The 18,447-nt window shown below is 65.7% G+C and carries 16 protein-coding genes; 8 read left to right on the top strand and 8 right to left on the bottom strand.

Annotated features, from left to right (window positions below; genetic code table 11):
* Window positions 1-134 precede the first annotated feature (134 nt).
* The gene (cobT, locus tag DVU_RS15430) at window positions 135-1,208 is read right to left on the bottom strand and encodes a nicotinate-nucleotide--dimethylbenzimidazole phosphoribosyltransferase (protein ID WP_010940537.1); all 1,074 of its coding nucleotides are present in this window, start codon (window positions 1,206-1,208) and stop codon (window positions 135-137) included.
* Window positions 1,209-1,553: 345 nt separating this feature from the next.
* Here cobT and DVU_RS15425 point away from each other — a divergent pair, with 345 nt between their 5' ends.
* The 7 genes from DVU_RS15425 to cydB all read left to right on the top strand — a co-directional run bounded on the left by DVU_RS15425 (window position 1,554) and on the right by cydB (window position 8,117).
* Window positions 1,554-2,906, top strand: a complete 1,353-nt coding sequence (locus tag DVU_RS15425; RefSeq protein WP_011791400.1) for a trypsin-like peptidase domain-containing protein — start codon at window positions 1,554-1,556, stop codon at window positions 2,904-2,906.
* Between the two features lie 181 nt (window positions 2,907-3,087).
* The gene (locus tag DVU_RS15420; protein WP_010940534.1) at window positions 3,088-3,276 is read left to right on the top strand and encodes a ferredoxin; all 189 of its coding nucleotides are present in this window, start codon (window positions 3,088-3,090) and stop codon (window positions 3,274-3,276) included.
* A gap of 250 nt (window positions 3,277-3,526) precedes the next feature.
* Window positions 3,527-4,195, top strand: a complete 669-nt coding sequence (locus DVU_RS15415) for a hypothetical protein (protein ID WP_010940532.1) — start codon at window positions 3,527-3,529, stop codon at window positions 4,193-4,195.
* Window positions 4,195-4,587 carry a hypothetical protein gene (locus tag DVU_RS15410; protein WP_010940531.1) on the top strand — a complete coding sequence of 131 codons (393 nt, stop codon included), beginning with the start codon at window positions 4,195-4,197 and terminating at the stop codon, window positions 4,585-4,587. The genes DVU_RS15415 and DVU_RS15410 overlap by 1 nt, the downstream gene beginning before the upstream one ends.
* Complete coding sequence (locus tag DVU_RS15405; RefSeq protein ID WP_010940530.1) at window positions 4,571-5,194, top strand: tetratricopeptide repeat protein; 624 nt, start codon at window positions 4,571-4,573, stop codon at window positions 5,192-5,194. The genes DVU_RS15410 and DVU_RS15405 overlap by 17 nt, the downstream gene beginning before the upstream one ends.
* A 550-nt stretch (window positions 5,195-5,744) precedes the next feature.
* Complete coding sequence (locus tag DVU_RS15400) at window positions 5,745-7,046, top strand: cytochrome ubiquinol oxidase subunit I (RefSeq protein ID WP_010940529.1); 1,302 nt, start codon at window positions 5,745-5,747, stop codon at window positions 7,044-7,046.
* Window positions 7,047-7,091: 45 nt separating this feature from the next.
* Window positions 7,092-8,117, top strand: a complete 1,026-nt coding sequence (cydB, locus tag DVU_RS15395) for a cytochrome d ubiquinol oxidase subunit II (RefSeq protein ID WP_010940528.1) — start codon at window positions 7,092-7,094, stop codon at window positions 8,115-8,117.
* Between the two features lie 260 nt (window positions 8,118-8,377).
* On the opposite strand, the gene DVU_RS15390 is transcribed toward cydB, so the two are convergent.
* The 3 genes from DVU_RS15390 to DVU_RS15380 form a co-directional block, all read right to left on the bottom strand.
* The gene (locus DVU_RS15390; RefSeq protein WP_010940527.1) at window positions 8,378-10,897 is read right to left on the bottom strand and encodes a response regulator; all 2,520 of its coding nucleotides are present in this window, start codon (window positions 10,895-10,897) and stop codon (window positions 8,378-8,380) included.
* A 127-nt stretch (window positions 10,898-11,024) separates the two neighbouring features.
* Complete coding sequence (locus DVU_RS15385) at window positions 11,025-12,287, bottom strand: ornithine cyclodeaminase family domain (protein WP_010940526.1); 1,263 nt, start codon at window positions 12,285-12,287, stop codon at window positions 11,025-11,027.
* An 80-nt stretch (window positions 12,288-12,367) separates the two neighbouring features.
* Window positions 12,368-12,949, bottom strand: coding sequence for a hypothetical protein (locus DVU_RS15380; protein WP_223294632.1), 582 nt, complete (start codon window positions 12,947-12,949; stop codon window positions 12,368-12,370).
* A gap of 80 nt (window positions 12,950-13,029) precedes the next feature.
* Between DVU_RS15380 and DVU_RS15375 the strand changes: the two genes are divergently transcribed.
* The gene (locus DVU_RS15375; RefSeq protein ID WP_010940524.1) at window positions 13,030-13,821 is read left to right on the top strand and encodes a substrate-binding periplasmic protein; all 792 of its coding nucleotides are present in this window, start codon (window positions 13,030-13,032) and stop codon (window positions 13,819-13,821) included.
* A 263-nt stretch (window positions 13,822-14,084) separates the two neighbouring features.
* Here the strand turns inward: DVU_RS15375 and DVU_RS15370 are convergent, their stop codons facing one another.
* The 4 genes from DVU_RS15370 to DVU_RS15355 all read right to left on the bottom strand — a co-directional run bounded on the left by DVU_RS15370 (window position 14,085) and on the right by DVU_RS15355 (window position 18,445).
* Window positions 14,085-14,636, bottom strand: coding sequence for a Fe-S-containing hydro-lyase (locus DVU_RS15370; RefSeq protein WP_010940523.1), 552 nt, complete (start codon window positions 14,634-14,636; stop codon window positions 14,085-14,087).
* Window positions 14,636-15,475 (bottom strand): fumarate hydratase, encoded by an 840-nt coding sequence (locus DVU_RS15365; protein ID WP_010940522.1) that lies wholly within the window; start codon window positions 15,473-15,475, stop codon window positions 14,636-14,638. The genes DVU_RS15370 and DVU_RS15365 overlap by 1 nt, the downstream gene beginning before the upstream one ends.
* A gap of 385 nt (window positions 15,476-15,860) precedes the next feature.
* The gene (locus tag DVU_RS15360; RefSeq protein ID WP_010940521.1) at window positions 15,861-16,604 is read right to left on the bottom strand and encodes a fumarate reductase iron-sulfur subunit; all 744 of its coding nucleotides are present in this window, start codon (window positions 16,602-16,604) and stop codon (window positions 15,861-15,863) included.
* 2 nt (window positions 16,605-16,606) lie between these two features.
* A complete protein-coding gene (locus DVU_RS15355; RefSeq protein ID WP_010940520.1) occupies window positions 16,607-18,445 on the bottom strand; it encodes a fumarate reductase flavoprotein subunit in 1,839 nt (612 codons plus the stop codon).
* Window positions 18,446-18,447 lie beyond the last annotated feature (2 nt).

Raw genomic sequence — 18,447 nt, 5'->3', positions numbered from 1 at the left:
CGGGTTCTCCATGGGGATGCATGGGCGTTGGTGCATCTGCGTGAATCGCCTTCGGGCTGGTATCGGCTTCGGCCTTCCCCCTGCCCGCAGTGCGGGGTGTGCAGTCTTTCCGTGCAGGCTGCCCCGTATGCGGTTCAGTCGTCGGCCTCGCTCACGCCCGCATCGGCGAATGTGGCCATGTCGTTGAAGATGTCGGCGGCGGCCCGCATCAGGAACATGGCGAGTGCCCCGCCCGTGCCTTCTCCGAGGCGCAGGCCGAGGTGCAGCAGCGGCTGGGCATTGAGCGCATCGACCACGCTACGGTAGCCGGGTTCGGCCGAGGCATGGGACAGAAAGCAGTAGCCGCGCACGTCCGGGCATATCTTCCACGCGGCGGTGAACGCAGCCGTGGAGATGAACCCGTCGATGACACAGGCGAGGCCGTGCCGCGCGGCCCCGATGACCAGCCCCGCCAGTGTGGCGATTTCGATGCCGCCCAGCGCCGCGAGGGTGGCGACAGGGTCGCCTGCCTCCACGATATGGCGGTTCACCTCGAGCGCGCGGCGGATGACCTCGACCTTGTGGCGGACGGCTTCGCCTGCCAGCCCCGCGCCGGGGCCGGTGATATCGGCGGGGTCGAGACCGAGATAGGCGCAGTAGAGGGCGGTGGATGGAGTGGTGTTGGAGATGCCCATGTCGCCCGTGCCAACGCAGCGGCAACCGTCGGCAGCGGCTTCTTCGGCAAGCGAGATGCCCAGCAGCAGGGCCTTTTCGCAGGTCTCGAGGCTCATGGCGGGGCCACGGGCGATGCTGGCGGTGCCTTCGGCCACCTTGCGCTGGATGAGTGCGGGGTGTTCGGGGAACGGTCCGCCAAGGCATCCGGCGTCCACCACGCGCAGGTCGACGCCCGCCGTGCGGCACAGCACGTTGATGCCAGCCCCGCCGTTGGCGAAGTTGAGCACCATCTGTCGGGTGACCTCCTGCGGGAAGGGGCTCACCCCTTCGGCCGAGACGCCGTGGTCGCCCGCCACGGTGAAGACGCGGGCCGGGTCGACGCGCAGCGGGCGCCGTCCTCCGGCGATGCAATAGAGACGCGCCGCCAGTTCTTCGAGCCTGCCGAGGCTGCCGCGCGGTTTGGTCAGGTTGTCCAGATGGGCCTGTGCAGCAGCCATGAGGCTCTGGTCGACAGGGTTGATGGCGTCGATGACGCTACGCAGTTCGTGGTTCATGGTCGCTCCTGTGATGCTTGGCGGCAAGGTAGCGTCTGCATGGGGCGTTGGCAATCGCCCATGCGTTCACAACAGGTCGGGCTTGCAGTATAGGGATAAGGGATAGAGGTCACGCACACCCGATACGCGAAGAGGTCCCCCATGCCCAGTCCGCATATGTCGTCACATGATCCGGCGTCCTGTAGCCGCCCTGCCGGAGACTCCCCGCCTTCCTGTGCCTGCCCCGGTGCGTCGGGCCCGCTTCCGCGAACGGATTGGGGCGTGCCTGCTGAAGGGGGTGTCGTATCGCTGCCATTGCGGTCTGTCGCACGGCGCACCGGGAGAGTTGCCAGCAGGAGGCGCGCCGTGCTGCGGGTGCTGTGCATCTGCCTGTCATGCCTGTGTGTGCTGGGCGGCCCTGACTCGCAGCCGGTCGCGTTCGCTGCGGTGGACCCTGCCAGCCCGCGTGTGACCCCGGTGGTGCAGGCTGTGCAGCGGGTGGCGCCCGCTGTCGTCAACATCACCAGTGCCCGCGTGGAGGAGCGCCGCGTCAATCCCATGCCGGGACTCCTCGATGACGAGATGCTCGACCAACTGGCGCCGGGGCTGCCGAAACAGCGCGTCACCTCGCGCAGTCTGGGGTCTGGGGTCATCATCGACGGAGAGCGCAGGCTCGTGCTCACCAACGCCCATGTCATCGCCGGGGCCACCAGCATCGCCGTGCGGCTGCTTGACGGGCGCACCTTCACGGCAGACCTCGTGGGCGCAGACCCGGACTTCGACCTCGCGGTACTGCGCCTTGCCGGCGCGGGACGCCTGCCCGAGGCCCCCATGGCCCACTCCGCCGACCTCATGCCGGGAGAGACGGTGCTCGCCATCGGCAATCCCTTCGGTTTTTCGCACACCGTGACCACTGGGGTGGTCTCCGCCCTCAACCGCACCATCCGCAGCAAGGACGGGCTCTTCACCGACCTCATCCAGACCGACGCCGCCATCAACCCCGGCAACAGCGGCGGCCCCCTTCTCAATATCCTTGGCGAACTCATCGGCATCAACACGGCGGTCTATGCGCGGGGCGAGGGCATCGGCTTCGCCATCCCCATCGACAAGGCGCGTGGCGTGGTGGAGGAACTTCTGGGACAGGGGCGCGTCAGCCCCGTGTGGCTTGGCCTCTCCGGACAGAACGTGGACCCGCGTACCGCCTCGGTGCTCGGTCTTGGCAAGGTGGCGGGGCTTCTCGTCACAGAGGTCTTCGCAGGCGGTCCGGCAGCCACCGTGGGCCTTGAACCGGGCGATGTCATCCTCTCCATCAACGGGCACGATGTGGGCGGCAAGGACGAGTACCTGCTGCTGGTGGGCAACTACACCCATAAGGACGTGCTGCGCGTCATCATCATGCGTGGCGGTCAGGAGCGCGAATTGCGGGTCGTTCCCGCCATCTTCGGACGGGCCGACGCCGAACGGCTGGCGGCACAGCGCTGGGGCGTCATCCTGCAACAGGGGCGCGGCGGGCTGGTCATCGCCGAAGTCCGTCCCGGAAGCCCCGCCGCACAGCTGGGTCTGGCACGCGGTGACGTGCTGCGCGCCGTGGGGCCGCGTCAGGTCGAAAGCCTTGATGATTTCGCGGTGGCCTATCGTCGGTATCAGCTGAACGCGCAGGTGCTGATACAGGTGCAGCGGGGGGCGCGTCTCTACCATGTAAGGCTCGTGCTGCAATGATTGGCGCGGGTCAGCGGCTTTCTGCGCGGAAAGCTTGACACCCTTGGGGCCGAAAGCTATCAGCAGGAACAAGTGCTGAACGTGCCCCTGACATGCTAAGCGACATTACTCCTGACATGTCAGGGTGATATCATGAAAAGGGGGCGCATAGGCGCTCACAACAAAACGCCCGGAGGAAGACATGGGTTGGACTGTTACTGTTGACACTGACAAGTGCACTGGCGACGGCGAATGCGTGGACGTGTGCCCCGTTGAAGTTTACGAACTTCAGGACGGCAAGGCTGTTGCCGTGAATGAAGAAGAGTGCCTCGGCTGCGAGTCCTGCGTGGAAGTCTGTGAAGCCGGTGCCCTCACCGTCGAAGAGAACTAGACGCAACTCGTTCCGCACCGTTTTCGTGCCGCCGGACGACGCAACTCGCCGCCCGGCGGCATTCGCATAGGGCCTTCGACGCACCCCGCAAGCGGGGCCGCCCGCGTCCCCCTGTGGACGGCGTTCCGCGCTGCATCCTGCGCAGCCCACCCCGTCGCACGTTCCGGCGCATGGCCGATGGCAGCGAGGCCGACCTCCGGTCGGCGTCTGCCGACGCCCGCGCCGCATCCCAAGGAGCGCAACTACCGCAATGAACATCGACCTTTCGGCCATCTTCGCACAATACGAGGCTCTCGTGGCAGAGACAGACGCCCTGTTCGAGCGCGTCCGTGCGCTGCACCCCGACTGCGTGACCTGCGGTCTCGGCTGTAGCGACTGCTGCCATGCCATGTTCGACCTGAGCCTTGTCGAGGCCATGTATCTGAACGGCAAGTTCGCGGCTTCCTTCGACTTCGGCCCCGAGCGCTCCGCTGTGCTCGAACGCGCGAGCGACGCCGACAGGCACGCCTACCGCATCAAGCGTCGCATGTACCGCGAATCGGAAGACGGCCGCCCGGCAGAGGACATCCTCGCCGAGGCCGCCCGTGAGCGCGTCCGCTGTCCGCTGCTTGGCGAGGGCGACGCCTGTGTGCTGTATGCGCACCGGCCCATCACCTGCCGCCTGTACGGCATTCCCACCGCCATCGGGGGCAAGGGCCACACCTGTGGCAAGACGGCCTTCCGCGCTGGCGAGAAGTACCCCACCGTGGCCGTGGACAGGATTCAGGACCGCCTCGCGGCCCTGAGCAAGGAGATAGCCGTGGCCGTGGGCAGCCGCTTCAGCGAACTGCATCAGGTCTATGTGCCCGTTTCCATGGCGCTTCTCACCCGCTACGACGACGCCTACCTCGGCATCGGCAAGCCGAAGAGGGACGACTGATGATATCCGCCTCCATCTACAGAGACGGTACACCGCGCGTGCTCACTCCCGAAGAGGAGGAGCAGAAGCGCGCCATCTACGAGAAGATGGCCCCCCGCCGCCGCAAGTTCATCGACCGCATCGGCTACGAAAACTGGGACCCCTTCCAGAAGCCCAACGACCCGATGGAACTGCGGCAGGACGTGACCAAGCGCACGACACAGCAACTCGTCCGCGAATTTCTGCAAAGCTCCAAGGTCAAGGACTACTCCAACGAATACGGCCGTGGTGCGCTCGAAAGCGCTCTCGGCATCATCAACAAGGACGAGAAGTACCGCGGAATCTTTGATTTCTGCATCTGGTACTACAAGCTTCTGCTCAAGGAGGGCCACGTCGATGAAGGCCAGATATGAAGACCTCGACGAATACATTGCCGACCTGCGGGCCGAGATAGCCCAGAGCGAAAACTGCGCGAACCACCACTACAACCTCGGTCTCGCCCTGCTTTCGAAGCGCGATTTCGTGGCTGCCGAGGAGTCGTTCCTCAACGCCGTGCGCAACTCACCCCGCCTTGCCGAGGCCTATGTGCAGCTTGGCGGCATCTGCCTCCAGCGTGGCGACCTCGAAGGCTGCCTGCGCTACAACGAAGAGGCCGCGCAGTCGCGTCCCAAGTTCCCCGTGGCGTGGAGCAACATCGGCTTCGTGCACCTGCAGCGCGGTGAACCCGAGAAGGCCATCGCGGCCCTCAAGAAGGCCCTCAAGTGGCAGCCCGACTTCATTCAGGCCATGGCCACCATGGGCGCGGCCTTCTACATGGAGGGCGACTACGAGGCCTGCATCAACATCAGCAACGAGGCCATCAAGAAGGAGCCCTCCTTCGGCCCGGCCTACAACAACCTCGCCCTCGCCTACTTCGAGCTTGGCGACTTCGCCAAGTCCGTGAAGTTCGCCGACCTCGCCATGGAGAACGGCTTCGAGGTGCGCCCCGAGTTCCTGAAGGAGCTCGAAGCCCATCGCTAGGGCACATCGCTGCGCCTGAAGAATGCACGTAGTGCCGTGCACAGTGCCGTAACGGGGCGGAGAGGGTTGCGACACCCCCTCCGCCCCTTCCTTGTTTCTCGTCGCAGATGCATTCCCAGACGTATGCCCGCCATGTGCTCGGCAGGCGTCCTGCCAGGCGTCCGGCAAACACCTGCCTCGCAGTGTATGGCACCATGTCTGGTGCCCTGTCGTCCTGCGCGAAGCACAACCGCACGTCGGCGGCGTCCAAAGAGGGAACATGCCAGACGTGCAGCATGGCGCCACCCGAGTCGCCGTCATCCGGACCGGGCACCTTTCCCAGTCGTGACAGTTTCTTACTGCCAACGCTGACGCTTCTGTGCTATAGTCTGTCTATTCACGTAGAGTCATGAAAAGGCTGAAAAGTACTTGCATGTTAGCAGGAAAATGCTATCAGCAATCATTACTTTTGGCTGTTATGGAGCGTACGGCGGGCTGGCCGGGCTCCTTGTAGGTATCACGGTAACACCTCAACGGCATCCCGGCCGGGATTCCGCCAAAGGGGGAGCGTATGGACGTCGTCATGCTGTCACGGCTGCAATTCGCGGTAGCCGTCTTCTTCCACTTCATCTTCGTGCCGCTCACGCTGGGCCTCTCTGTGCTGCTTGCGGTCATGGAAGCGCTGTACGTGCGTACCGGCGAAGAAGTGTACAAGCGCATGGCCAAATTCTGGGGCAAGCTCTTTCTCATCAACTTCGCCCTCGGGGTGGTCACGGGCATCACGCTCGAATTCCAGTTCGGCACGAACTGGTCGCGCTACTCCGAATATGTGGGCGACATCTTCGGGTCGTTGCTTGCCATAGAGGCGACGCTGGCGTTCTTCCTCGAATCGACCTTCCTCGCAGTCTGGGCCTTCGGCTGGGACAAGGTGAGCAAGAAGGTGCACCTCTTCGCCATCTGTGCGGTGGCGTTCGCCTCCAACATGTCGGCGTTGTGGATCATCATCGCCAACGGCTGGATGCAGAACCCCGTGGGCTACGTCATCCGCAACGGTCGTGCTGAACTCGACAACTTCCTCACCGTGCTCTCGAACCCCTTCGCGTGGGGGCAGTACTTCCACACCATCTTCGCGTCGTGGATGCTCGGCGGTTTCTTCGTGCTGGGCGTTTCGGCATGGCATCTGCTGCGCCGCAACGAGATGGACTTCTTCGGCCGCTCGTTCCGCATCGCGGCCCCGTTCACGCTGGCCTTCGCCATCCTCGTGGCCGTGCAGGGGCATAGTCATGGCAACACCGTGGCCGAAATCCAGCCTGCCAAGCTCGCCGCCATGGAGTCGCACTGGGAGACCGGCAAGGGCGTTCCCATGTACCTGCTTGCCATGCCCGACGAGAAGAACGAGGGCAACCTCGTGCAGGCCATCGGCATTCCCAAGCTGCTCAGCGTTCTCGCCTTCAACGACCCCGATGCCGAAGTGAAGGGCCTCAAGGACTTCCCCAAGGAAGACCGTCCGCCCGTGCTCATCACCTTCCTGAGTTTCCGCGCCATGGTGGGCCTCGGAACGCTCTTTCCCATCGTGGCGGGTCTCGCCTACCTGTGGCGCAAGCGTCCGGAAGAGAAGGCATGGCTGCTGCGTGTGCTGCCGTGGCTCATTCCCCTGCCGTACATCGCCATCATGGCCGGGTGGACGGTGGCCGAAGTGGGACGCCAGCCATGGATCGTCCATGGGCTGATGCGCACCACCGACGCGGTCTCACCCGTGCCTGCCGCCTCTGTAGCCACGTCGTTGCTGGCCTTCACGGTGGTCTACACCTTCCTCGGGGTGCTCGACATCTACCTGCTGCGCAAATACGCCATCAAGGGCCCCAAGGCTTAGGCGCATGACCTGCGTCGCCCAACGTCAACCGAGAGGTTCATAACGATGCTCGAGACCATATGGTTCGTTCTTTGGGGTCTGCTGTGGGCCGTGTACTTCGTGCTCGACGGTTTCGACCTCGGCATGGGGACCCTGCTTCCGTTCGTCACCCGCAACGAGGTGGAGAGGCGCACCCTCTACAATTCCGCCGGGCCCTTCTGGGACGGTAACGAAGTGTGGCTCATCACCGCTGGCGGTGTGACCTTCGCCGCGTTCCCCAAGGCCTATGCCGTGATGTTCAGCGCGCTCTACGCTCCGCTGCTCATGTTGCTCTTCGCGCTCATCATGCGCGCCGTCTCCTTCGAATTCCGCAACAAGGTCGACAGCCCCGGCTGGCGCAAGCTGTGGGACGTCTTCCAGTTCCTCGGCAACTTCGTGCCCGCCCTGCTGTTCGGTGTGGCCTTCGCCAACCTGTTCATGGGTATCCCCATCGACAAGGACGGTGTCTACCACGGCAACCTGCTTCTGCTGCTGAACCCCTACGGGCTGGCCGGAGGCGTGTTCTTCGTGCTGATGTTCTCGCTGCATGGCGCACTGTGGCTTGCCATCAAGTCGCAAGGCGACCTGCACGCCCGTGCCGTACGCACCGCCAAGGCCCTGTGGCCCTATCTGGTGGGTGTTGCGGTGCTGTTCCTCGCCATGACGGCCGCCTACACCACGCTGTGGAGCAACTACGCGAAGGTCCCGCCGCTGATGATCTTCCCGGTGCTGGCCGTGGCCTCGCTGCTGACCATCAGGTTCCTCCTCTCGTCCGACTCGGTGGTTCTGGCGTGGGTGTTCAGCGCCCTGTTCATCATCTCCGTCACCTTCTTCGGCGTGCTGGGCATGTTCCCCAACCTGCTGCCCTCCAGCATGGACCCCGCCGCACACGTGAGCATCTACAATGGGGCCTCGAGCCCACTGACGCTGAAGATCATGCTGGGCGTGGTCGCCATCTTCGTGCCCATCGTCATCGCCTACCAGGCTTGGGTGTACTCGGTGTTCTCCCACAAGGTGACCGACGAGGACCTCAAGATGGACAACGCCTACTAGACATGCCCGACCTGCGCGAAAACGTGTCGGGTCGGTATGACGGATTGCAAGGGGCCGCCCGCAAGGGCGGCCCCTTCTGCATGGCCCGGGCTGCGGATGACAGGGGGCGACGGAAAAGGGCAGCGAGGGTGTGCGGAGATGATGCACCTGGCCTGTCGGGGTGCCCCGCGTCATGCCGTCCGGGGGATGTGGCAGCAATGGAGTGCACGGACGCAGGCGTCCGCCTCCCCGATGTGCCGGGGCGCAGCCTGTCGGGGTGGCTATGTGCGGGAGGTACCGGGGGACGTGACGGCAAGCCTCTCCAGCACATCCTTGAGGGCGGAGATGAGCACGGGCTTGGACACGTAGTCGGCCATGCCTTCGGTCATGAAGCGCTCGCGGTCGCCCTTCATGGCGAAGGCGGTCATGGCGACCACCGGCGTCTGCGGGCGCAGCACGCCGCTGCCCTTGGCCCGCATACGGCGCAAGGCTTCTATGCCATCGAAGTCGGGCATCTGGATGTCCATGAACACGGCATCGAAGACGGAAGAGCGCAATGCGTTCAGGGCCTCCTGCCCGCACGTCGCCGTCGTCACCTTGCATTCCAGCCTTTCGAGCATCCGTCTGGCGGCCATGAGGTTGACGGGGTCGTCCTCCACAAGCAGGACATGGCGCACCGCCGGGGAAGGGGCTTCGCCGGGGGCAAGGCGGTCCGCCTCGGGCACCACTCCCGCACAGCGGAAGGCCGCGAAGGAGCATATGCCTCCGGCTTCGTCCACGTCCGGTGCCACCGGTACCGCACCGGCGTCTGCCTCGAGAAGGGGCAGGGTCACGTGCACTTCGGTGCCGACGCCCTGTTCGGAGGCGATGCACAGCGTCCCGCCCATGAGGCGCACAAGGCGCACCACGATGGGCAGGCCCAGTCCCACCCCGCGAGGCAGACCCGAACCCTGACGGAGTCTGCCGAAGGGTTCGAGAGCGCGTTGCAACTGTTCATCGGCGATGCCCACCCCCGTATCGGTGACATGCAGGTGCACCCGCAACGCCTTGCCGTTGCGGCGCAGGACACGCATCCCGACCCGCACTTCCCCGCGTTCGGTGTACTTGGCGGCGTTGCCCAGCAGGTTGAGCAGCACCTGCCTGATGCGACCCGGGTCGCCCACGAGCACCGGCGGCATGGAGTCGTCCATCTCGTTCACGATGCGTACTGCCCGGCCTTCGACCGTGCGATGGAGCGAGACCAAGACCGGGGCAAGCACGGATTCCGGGGTGAACGGCTCCTGCATGAGGTCAAGCCTTCCCGCCTCGATGCGCGACAAGTCGAGAATGTCGCTGAGGATGCGCAACAACGCGCGACTGGATTCAAGGGCCACGTCGAGCCATGCGCGGCCCTGCGGTGCGGCGACATGCTCGTCGAGAAGCTGCAACATGCCCATGACGCCGTTGAGGGGCGTGCGCAGTTCGTGGCTCATGTGGGCAAGGAACTCGGACTTGGCCTTGTTGGCAGCCTCCGCGGCGTCACGGGCGGTGCGCAGTTCGGCGAGGACGCGCTTGCGTTCTGTGACGTCGAGGTTCACCCGCAGCATGGCGGTGATGCCGCCCTGCAAGCGCACCGGGGCCGCGATGACGTTGAAGGTGCGCATCTGCCCGGAGGGGAGCGCCACGTCGATCTCGCGCTCGACCGTCTCGCCCGCGAAGACCCGGGGCTCGAACCTGTCGGAGTTGCGCCACTGGAGCGGTGAACCGGTGAGAGGTTCCACGCCGGAGGGCAGGTGCCCCCACACGCGGACGCTCTCGTCGCTCTGCATCAACATCCTGCCTTCCCCGTCAGCCGCCCAGAAGTCGATGGGCAGGTTGCGCAGCATGGATGAGACGAGCGCCTCGCGCTGGCGAAGAACCTCCTCCATGCGTTTGCGTTCGGTGATGTCTTCGCGGATGAGGATGCCGCCCACGATCTGACCGTCGCGGTGTATCGGGACCCCGCGGATGCTGGCCCAGCCGTCATGCCCTCCCGTGAATTCGGGGAAGTACACTTCGCGGATGGCCAGTTCTTCACCATGCAGGACACGGGCGACCCTTTCGCACAGTCCCGCGCGCGCAAGGCCGGGCAAGGCGTCGAGCCTGCGTCCGATGAAGAAGCCCGCGTCGACCCTGTGGCGGCAGAAGACACGCAGGTGCCACTTGTTGACGAAGGTGATGTGTCCTGCCGCGTCGAAGCTCATGATGGATATGGGCGCCTCTTCCACCAGCATGCGGTTGCGGGCTTCGCTTTCGTGCAGGGCCGCCTCTGCCCGTTTGAGGGGGGTGATGTCCGCGTAGGCGTTGACCTGCCCCTTGTGCACGCCGGAGGCGTCGCGCCAAGTGGCGCAATCCACTTGCAGGACAAGGGCCGGGCCACCCGGTGACTCATAGGCGCTCATGAAGGTCTGGCGTGAGGTGCCGAATCGGGCCATGTTCTCTTCGGCTGCGGATTCGCCGGCAGCGAGGGGCTGGGGCAGCACCCCGGCGGCCGTGCCTCCGAGGATGTCGGCCTCGCGCACGCCGAAGAGCAGTTCGAAGGCATGGTTGCAGCCGAGATACCTGCCATGGACGTCCTTGACGCACAGCGGCACAGGCGAGGCAATGCGCATGGCCTTGAGCAGGTCGTTCTCATGGCGTGCCGCCCCGACCTGCCGACGCAAGCGTGCGATGAGCACGATGCAGACGCAAAGGCAGGCCAGCAGGACCGCCGGAACCAGTGCTGGCAGATGGGGCGCGAGAAGCCCGTAAAGGCTCATGGGGCCATCTGGCGATACGGCCATGGACCCGACCTCCGGAAAAGAGCCAGCAATGGCGTGCGGCTGTACTACATACGGGTATCTGTAGCGGGCGGTGCCCTATAAAACAGTAGTATGACCGTACACCTTGGAGAATGGTTTCGGAAGCGGATTATTTCGCAGGTTCAGCCCCTTTCGGGCACGCATTCTCCTGCGTGCGCGGAAGGGGTTTCGACGGGGAAAGGGCGCGGGTGACGTTGACAACGAAGTCCTGCACGTTGGTGAGAATGGCACGTGCCGAAAGCGAACCACGGTCGGCCAGCTTGCCCGCGGCGAATTCGGACATGTCCACGACGAAGAAGTGCACGGGGCGTACCCCGCCGTCTTCGAGTACCTGATACGACGGCGTCATGTTGCCTGTGGCGATGGTGTGCAACTGGGTCGCAAGCGCCACCACCGTGGTTGCGCGTGACACCAGCTGGCGCATGGCGTCCTGCGCGTCATAGACGTCAGGGATGACATCGGGCAGTGGGCCGTCGTCGCGGATGGAACCCGCCAGCACGAAGGGAACGCCGTACTTCACCACCGCATGCATCACACCGTCGCGGATGAGTCCGGAGCGCACGGCGGCGGCGATGCCGCCCGCCTCGCGCACTGCGTTGATGCAGTCGAGGTGGTGATAGTGCCCCATGGGTGCCTGTCGTTTGTGGTAGATGCCCTGTCCAAGCGCCGTACCGTAGAGTGCGCCTTCCATGTCATGCGTGGCGAGGGCGTTTCCGGCAAGCAGGGCGTGGACATAGCCCTGTTCGACAAGGCTGGCGAAGGCGTTGCGGGCGTCGGCGTCGAAGACCACAGCAGGCCCCGCCACCCACACGATGAATCCGTTCTCCCGGTCATGGCGCAGGATTTCATAGAGCGTGTCGTAGTCGATGGAGAACGACGTCTCGCGGCTGATGCCGGTGCGAAAGGCGAAGGGCTGTTCCTGTGTGGACGCGGGAGACCCGGGGGGCACGGCGGACGCCGGGACGGAGGCGTCGCCGCAGCGCCCGCACGGGGGCGAGGTCGGCGCACGGGGTGTCGCGTCCGGTCCGGTCTCTTCGTCGGATGCCGACGCGGAGAATCCGGCAGGGTGCACGAGGATGCCCTCTTCGGCGTGTTCACCGCGCCCGAGGGCCACGAGGTCGCCCGCCTTGAGCCTGCGGAATTCGACGACTTCCAGCGTGCCGTCGGGATTCTGGCGTATGACGCAGTCCATGCGCGAGCGTTCGAGGAGTACCCAGCGCCCCTGTTCAACGTGCAGGTACTCGGGAAAGATGGATGTGGCATGGTAGCCGCCGGGGGCCACGCCATCGGCGGGGCCGGGGGCGAAACGGGTCAGGGGCGCGGCACGCAGGGCGGGGGCGTCGAAGTCGGGGTGCTGATAGGTGTACCGCATGTTCGTCCTCATTGTTGGGGCCTGCGGGAGTCCGTGAGAGTCCGGGACGCTGTCAGGCTACCATGTCTCAAGGGCGGCGGCTACTTCCTGCTGGGGAGAAACGTGGTGCGAAGGAAGTCGATGTCGAAGAACCGGAGGGGGTTGTCGACGACCCTGTCAGGCAGGAGATGGTACCAGCGGTAGCCCAGCGAACGGAAATAGCGCCGGGCGCACTCGCCATGTCCGAGGTCGTGGGCGGCTTGCAGGGCGGCGTCACGCTGGCAACGGGAGGAGGCCACGGGCCGCAGCAGCCGCGGTGAATACCCCCGGCGACCGAAGATGCGCTTGAGTCTCTGGTATTCGCGGTAGCGGCTGTACCCGTCGGCGCAGCACAGCAGGGCAAGCCCGTACCAGCCCGTGGCTGGCAGCAGACAGGCCCATGCGACGGCAGCCCCTTCGGAGAGGATGTCGAGTCCCGCAGTCAGCAGCCCGGTGCCGATGACAGCCGAAGCCCCGCCTGTGGCGTGCGGCAGGGGGGCCACCCTGAACAGGTAGCGGTGCAGGCGTCTGCCCATGTCCCGGCATAGGCGCAGGACGACGCGAGGCGCGCATGGAGTGGATGCATCACGACCCATGGTCGACTCGTAGCCAAGCCCGAAGGCGAAAGCAAGTGCCAGTCGCACGGGGAGGGGCAACACTGCTTGCGAGGGCATCCGTGATTCTAATCGTTTGAAGGCCTGCCGTGAGCCTGTTATGCTGGGCCATGCCAAGAGTGAGACCCGAAACGGCCCTGCGCGCCATGCGATGCTGCCTTGCCAGTCTGCTTCTTGCGGGCGTGGTGCTGCTTGTCTTGCCTTCGTGGGCGGCGGCGCAGGGGGCTGATGTGCTGCGGCTTGTCACCGAACATCAGCCTCCCTATGTGGTGGTGACGTCCGGGGGGGCAGTGGAGGGGACGGTGACGGACATCGTGCGCAAGGTGCTGCAGCAGATGGGCGTTGCGTTCACGATAAAGCCGTATCCATGGAAACGGGCGCAGGCCATGACCCTTTCCGGCCACGCGGATGGCTTCTTTGCTGCGTCGCAGTCCGAACGGCGCGACATCTCGCTGGTTCTTTCGACCCCTCTCGCCGCACAGCGCTGGACCTGGGCGTTGCCCAAGGACAGCAGCTTCGAACCCGGGACGGCGGCTTTCATGGCCGAGGCCCGTGTCTCGGCCTTCAAGGGGTCGAACATGCAGGCATGGCTGGAGTCGGGTGGTTTCCGGGTCAGCCCCGTCCCGCCGGATGATTACGAGGCCCTCATCTCCTTTCTCGATGCCGGGCGCATCGACGCCGCACTGGGCGGGCACCTCGGTATCCGCGAAGAGCTTTCGCGGCGCGGCCTGCTAGGGCGATACCGCCTCGTGCCCTATGTGGACAAGCCGGTGGGGGTCTATTTCTCGAAGGCGTATCTCGAGGCGCATCCGGGCTTCCTCGATAGATTCAATGAGACGGCCTGCAGTCTTCTCGCGCGTGAAGGTGTCGACCCTTCGGGGTGTGACGGGACAGACCCCTGATATCGCGTGTAGCCCTGCCCATCGTATAGCCTGCGTTGCCTGCCTTGCGTTGCCGCCGCCTTGAGGCAGCGACTCCGTCGGCATCCGGTTGCCCCGCGTGCCTGCGCCTGCCTTCGGCCATCCCCGGTTGCCCCTGCCTGCACCCGGTATCGCGTGACGTCGCCGTGAGACCCGGCCCTGAGAGTCTGCCAGAGGAAAAGCCCCTGCCATGCGGTCAGGGGCTTCGCTTGTCCTGTTGTCGTGCGTCCGTGCGGTGTCGGCTGCTAGTCCCCTTCGGGCAACTGCGGGGTCACGTACAACTCGCCCCCGTGGGCGTCGTTGATGACCAGCAGCGGAAAGTCCTGCACGGTCAGTTCACGGATGGCCTCGGGGCCGAGGTCGTCGTAGGCGATGACCCGCGCGGCGGTGATGCGCTGCGCCAGAAGCGCGCCTGCGCCCCCGGTGGCACCGAAGTAGACGGCGGTATGTTCGGAGAGGGCCTTGCGCACCGTGGCGTGACGTCGCCCCTTGCCGATGGTGGCCTTGAGTCCCAGCGCGTGCAGGCGCGGCGCGTAGCTGTCCATGCGGTAGCTGGTGGTCGGGCCTGCCGCCCCGATGGGATGTCCGGGCGGGGCGGGGCTGGGCCCCACGTAGTAGATGACGGCCCCCCGCAGGTCGAAGGGCGGCTGTTCGCCCCTGTCGAGGGCGTCGCACAGGCGGCGGTGGGCTGCGTCACGGGCGGTGTAGATGGTGCCGGAGAGCAATATCACGTCACCGCTGCGCAGTGCGTCCACGGCGGTGTCGGTGAGAGGGGTCGTCAGGTGATGGACGGGCATCAGAGCGTCACCTCCCCGTGGCGGGCCGAATGGCACTGGATGTTCACGGCCAGCGGCAGGCTGGCAAGATGGCACGGGGCCACGGCCATTTTCACGGCAAGACAGGTGGTGCGGCCGCCAAGTCCCATGGGGCCGATGCCGAGAGCGTTGATGGCATCGAGAAGTTCAGCCTCACGTGCGGCAAGGGCTGCATCGGGGTGGACATCATCCACGTTACGCAGCAGGGCCTTCTTGGAAAGCATGGCGGCATATTCGAAGGTACCGCCCACGCCCACGCCCACCAGCACCGGGGGGCAGGGGTTGGGGCCCGCTTCGGCCACGCGACGTACCACGAAGTCGCGAATGCCCTTCCAACCCTGTGCGGGGGCAAGCATCGTCACGCGCGACATGTTCTCGCTGCCTCCCCCCTTGGCCATGAAGGCGATGTGCAGCCTGTCGCCGGGGACGAGGTCGATATGGATGATGGCGGGGGTGTTGTCGCCCGTGTTGGCGCGGGAGAAGGGGTCGCACGACGACTTGCGCAGGTGGCCTTCGCCGTAGCCCTTCCGTACGCCTTCGGTGATGGCCTCGCGCAGGGCGAGTCCGTCGACCCGGCATCCCTCGCCCATCTCCACGAAGAAGACCGCAAGGCCCGTGTCCTGACACAGGGGTAGGGCGGAGTTGGCAGCGAGGTCGGCATTCTCCAGCAGTTGCCGGAACACCTCGCGGGGTACGTCGTCCGTTTCGGCGGCGTGGGCGCGTTCGAAGGCCGCGCGCACATCACCCGGCAGGTGATGATTGCACCCGGTACAAAGGCGGGCCACCGCCTCGATGACATCCTTGGCGGGAATCTTCCGCATGTTCGCTCCTTGCTGGCAGTCTGCGTGCGCCGCCTCGCCCCGGAAAAAGCTTCATGCAGGACGGCATCGTGCCCGGCAGTGCGGGCTTCGTGTCGGGTGAGTGACCTTCCGGCTACTCCCCGCGATTCCCTGCGCTTCTGGCCGAATCTGTCACAATCCACAGGGCGGACGGGCGACGGAGTCTACGCCACGGCGACGCCTTGCGCCATCCGGTCACTGCGCCCTCTCGCTGCGGGCTGCCCCGGTGCCGCTTGATGCACCGGATGCCGCTGGCGGCACGACATATGACGGCGGGATGCGCCGTGGCGTCATGGTGTCCGAAACGTCTGTGCGGGCGATGCGTCACCCGCGTGTTGCGCCGCGACGGCGCGCCCTGTGGTTTCGCCTATTTCGCGAAGGGCAGCAAGCGGCGGATGGCGGTTATGCCCAGTTTGCGTCGCAGGTAGCCAAGCTGGTTCTGCAGCGGCAGGTGCTTCGGGCAGACGTCTTCGCAGGCAAGCAGCCCCATGCAGCCGAAGATGCCGTCCTCGGTGCCGATGAGTTCGTAATAGGCGTTGAGGTCTCGTTCGTCGCGCGGGTCGGCCAGAAAGCGCGCCACGCGCAGGAAGCCCGCCGGGGCGAGGAAGTCGGGCCGCATGTTGGCGGTACCGCACGCCGCCACGCAGCAACCGCATTCGATGCAGCGGTCGAGTTCGTAGATGGCGTTGGCGGTCTCATTCTCCATGCGCGCTTCGGCTGCATGTTCATCGAAGGGCACGGAGGTGTGCACCCACGATTCGGTGCGCTGGTACATGGCGCGGAACCATGTGCCCGTATCCACGGCGAGGTCGCCTACCAGCTTGAAGACGGGCAGCGGTAGCAGCGTGATGGTGTCGGGCAGGTCGCGGGTCTTGGTGTGACAGGCCAGCCCCGGACGCCCGTTGATGACCATGGCGCATGAGCCGCAGACCCCGGCGCGACAGCAGAAGTCGAACTTGAGTGACGGGTCCTGTTCCTCGCGCAGGCGGTGCAGGGCGATGAACAGCGTCATCCGGTCGGTCTCCTGCAACCTGAACGTGTCCATGCGCGGTGTGGAGACGGCATCCTGCGGGTCGTGGCGGAAGATGTTGAAGACGAGCGTGCGGCCCATGGCTAGACGGCCTCCTCGGAAGTGGTGGCGGCGATGACTTTTCCGCCGCCGTAGCCCCTGTCGCCGGGGGGCAGTTCGAAGACGGCGGTCGCGGGTTCATAGGTCAGCGTGGGCAGGGTGGCCCCCTCCTGCCATGTGGCGAGGGTGCGGTTCAGCCAGTCGCGGTCGTTGCGTTCTGGATAGTCTTCGCGGCAGTGCGAACCGCGGCTTTCGGTGCGCTCGAGCGCCCCGTGGCAGACGCACTGGGCGAGGCGCACCATGCCGGGCAGGCGCAGGGCGAGGGCGAGTTCGGCGTTGGCCCCGGAACCGGAGCTCTTCAGGCCGATGTGCGCGGCCCTCTCCTGCAGGGCCTCGAGTTCACGCACACCCCATGCGAGGTCGGTGCCGTTGCGGAAGACGTAGGCGGCCTTCTCCAGCACGTCGTACATGGCCTCGCGGACGGCGTAGACGCTCTCCTTGCCGTCGCTGCCCGCGATGAGGCGCACGACGCGCTCTTCGGCACGCTTGAGGGCTTCGCGGACGGGCGCGGTGGGAAAGCTCACGTCGTAGCCGTCGAGGAAGGCGGCGATGTTGCGTCCGACGATGCCGCCAGCCACCACCGTCTCGGCAAGGGAGTTGCCGCCAAGCCGGTTGAAGCCGTGCAGGTCCCAGCAGGCCGATTCACCGGCGCTGAACAGTCCGGCGAGGCCGTAGGCCGCGCCGGTCTTGTCGGTGCGTACGCCGCCCATGCTGTAGTGTTGCGTGGGCCGCACGGGGATGAGCTGGTACAGGGGGTCGATGCCGAGGAAGTTCTGGCAGATTTCGTCCACCTCGCGCAGCTTGGTGCGGATGTGGGCTTCACCGAGGTGGCGGATGTCGAGCCACAGGTGTTCGCCATAGGGCCCTTCCACGCCGAGTCCCTTGCGCATGTGTTCGATCATGCGGCGCGACACGACGTCACGAGAGGCGAGTTCGGCCTTGTCCGGCTCGTAGTCGGGCATGAAGCGGTACTCCTCGCGGTCGAGGAGTGTGCCGCCGTCGCCCCGGCAGCCTTCGGTGACGAGGATGTCGGTGGGCACGGTGCCCGTGGGGTGGAATTGCACGGCCTCCATGTTGCCGAGGGGTACCACGCCGGTATCGAGGGCGATGGAGAGGCCCGTGCCTTCGCAGATGATGGCGTTGGTGGAGGCGCGGTAGATGCGCCCGTACCCGCCCGAGGCGATGAGCGTGGCCCGTGCGAGATAGGCGCGCAGCGCACCCGTCCGCAGGCAGCGCACCACGGCGCCGAAGCAGGTGTGCCCGTCGTGGATGAGCGACACCGCCTCCGACCTGTCATGCACTGTGACGCCCAGTTGGGCGGCACGGTTGTCCATGGTGTAGAGCACGGCGTGGCCCGCCCCGTCGGAGGCGTAGCAGGTGCGCCACTTGGCCGTACCGCCGAAGGCGCGGGAGTGGATGAGCCCGTGGTTCTCGGTCTTCTCTGTGGCCTCGAAGGGTTTGCCGCCCTTCCAGTAGGTGTGCGTCCCCGCCACAACCCGGTTCCACGGTACGCCCCAGTGGGCGAGGCGTCGCATCTCGATGGGGGCTGCCTCGACGAACATGCGGGCCACCTCCTGGTCGGCCCCCCAGTCGGAACCCTTGACCGTGTCGGCGAAATGGACGTCGGGGCTGTCTCCGTCGCCCATGATGGCGTTGCCGAGGGCCGCCTGCATGCCGCCCTGCGCCGCCACCGAATGCGAACGGCGCGCGGGCACGAGGCTTATGCACACCACGGAATGTCCGGCCCCTGCCACCTCGATGGCACAGCGTTCTCCGGCGAGGCCCGCCCCGATGCACAGAAGGTCGGTATGAAGTATCTGCATCG

The sequence above is a fragment of the Nitratidesulfovibrio vulgaris str. Hildenborough genome, from assembly GCF_000195755.1.
Classification (GTDB): Bacteria; Desulfobacterota; Desulfovibrionia; order Desulfovibrionales; family Desulfovibrionaceae; genus Nitratidesulfovibrio; species Nitratidesulfovibrio vulgaris.
This window is presented reverse-complemented; position numbering and strand designations above follow the sequence as displayed.

Excerpts from the sequence above, each read along its gene's own strand:
- DVU_RS15400 (WP_010940529.1), top strand. The coding sequence starts at position 5,745 with ATGGACGTCGTCATGCTGTCACGGCTGCAATTCGCGGTAGCCGTCTTC.
- DVU_RS15370 (WP_010940523.1), bottom strand. The coding sequence starts at position 14,636 with ATGCCCGTCCATCACCTGACGACCCCTCTCACCGACACCGCCGTGGAC.
- cobT (WP_010940537.1), bottom strand. The coding sequence starts at position 1,208 with ATGAACCACGAACTGCGTAGCGTCATCGACGCCATCAACCCTGTCGAC.
- DVU_RS15405 (WP_010940530.1), top strand. The coding sequence starts at position 4,571 with ATGAAGGCCAGATATGAAGACCTCGACGAATACATTGCCGACCTGCGG.
- DVU_RS15415 (WP_010940532.1), top strand. The coding sequence starts at position 3,527 with ATGAACATCGACCTTTCGGCCATCTTCGCACAATACGAGGCTCTCGTG.
- DVU_RS15385 (WP_010940526.1), bottom strand. The coding sequence starts at position 12,287 with ATGCGGTACACCTATCAGCACCCCGACTTCGACGCCCCCGCCCTGCGT.
- DVU_RS15365 (WP_010940522.1), bottom strand. The coding sequence starts at position 15,475 with ATGCGGAAGATTCCCGCCAAGGATGTCATCGAGGCGGTGGCCCGCCTT.
- DVU_RS15360 (WP_010940521.1), bottom strand. The coding sequence starts at position 16,604 with ATGGGCCGCACGCTCGTCTTCAACATCTTCCGCCACGACCCGCAGGAT.
- DVU_RS15390 (WP_010940527.1), bottom strand. The coding sequence starts at position 10,897 with ATGGCCGTATCGCCAGATGGCCCCATGAGCCTTTACGGGCTTCTCGCG.
- DVU_RS15375 (WP_010940524.1), top strand. The coding sequence starts at position 13,030 with ATGCCAAGAGTGAGACCCGAAACGGCCCTGCGCGCCATGCGATGCTGC.
- DVU_RS15410 (WP_010940531.1), top strand. The coding sequence starts at position 4,195 with ATGATATCCGCCTCCATCTACAGAGACGGTACACCGCGCGTGCTCACT.
- DVU_RS15420 (WP_010940534.1), top strand. The coding sequence starts at position 3,088 with ATGGGTTGGACTGTTACTGTTGACACTGACAAGTGCACTGGCGACGGC.
- DVU_RS15355 (WP_010940520.1), bottom strand. The coding sequence starts at position 18,445 with ATGCAGATACTTCATACCGACCTTCTGTGCATCGGGGCGGGCCTCGCC.
- cydB (WP_010940528.1), top strand. The coding sequence starts at position 7,092 with ATGCTCGAGACCATATGGTTCGTTCTTTGGGGTCTGCTGTGGGCCGTG.